Origin of the sequence: Enterobacter cloacae complex sp. S3, assembly GCF_014930495.1 — a bacterium.
In the GTDB taxonomy this organism is placed as follows: domain Bacteria; phylum Pseudomonadota; class Gammaproteobacteria; order Enterobacterales; family Enterobacteriaceae; genus Enterobacter; species Enterobacter asburiae_B.
In genome coordinates this window covers 1-636 of record NZ_JADBRD010000111.1, presented here as the reverse complement: position 1 = coordinate 636, position 636 = coordinate 1, and the positions used below count along the sequence as shown (strand labels likewise).

At 50.0% G+C, this 636-nt stretch carries 2 protein-coding genes; both read right to left on the bottom strand.

All coding sequences use genetic code 11. The annotated features are described in order from the left end of the window. Positions 1-324: AlpA family transcriptional regulator (locus IM317_RS23710; protein ID WP_193362553.1), on the bottom strand; the 324-nt coding region annotated here is incomplete at its 3' end. After that, on the bottom strand, positions 324-515 hold the full coding sequence (locus IM317_RS23705) for a Rop family plasmid primer RNA-binding protein (protein ID WP_085843021.1): 192 nt from the start codon (positions 513-515) through the stop codon (positions 324-326). The genes IM317_RS23710 and IM317_RS23705, both read right to left, overlap by 1 nt. Positions 516-636: the final 121 nt, after the last annotated feature.

Here is a 636-nt window from a genome sequence, read left to right as displayed (position 1 = left end):
GGCCTGTTTCAGGCTGTCAATATGCGAATCCTTGGACAAAAGTAAGGTGTTCAGGTGTTCAATCTCCTGTTTCAGATGACGAATCACCTGTTCACTCTGGTCAGCAGAGGCTGTATCACGCTGTTCAGAGACCTGTCCAGAATGGTGTTCACCCTTCGGTTGCTCAAAGGGACCAAAGACACGCAAAAGCTCTGAAGTATCTACCATTTTTGCATTGCGTTCACCGCTACAGGTGGACAGGTCACCTGCTCTAATTAACCTATGGAGTGTTGTTCTACTCTTACCCGTCAGTCGGGCAGCCTCACTAATAGACACTCTGGCCATCAGTTACCATCCTGTAATTCATCCAGTCTCAAGGACAGTGTACGGAAAAGATGCTCCGCATCATCGTGGAGTTTCTCACAAAGGTCGGCCTCAACATCGAGATCAAGCTCGTTAAGCTTCTCCAGCAGGAGCAGAGACTGATTCTGGATGAATTTAGCCATGTTCAGCGCTGTTTTCTGTTGTTTCGTCATAAGAAGCCTCAGAGCGTCAGTGCTCAGTGTAGGGATGTTCTCTTTTCCGCTTCCTCGCTCACTCAGTCGCTACGCTCCTGCCGTTCGGCTGCGGCGAGCGGCAGGAGCATGCGTAGAAACG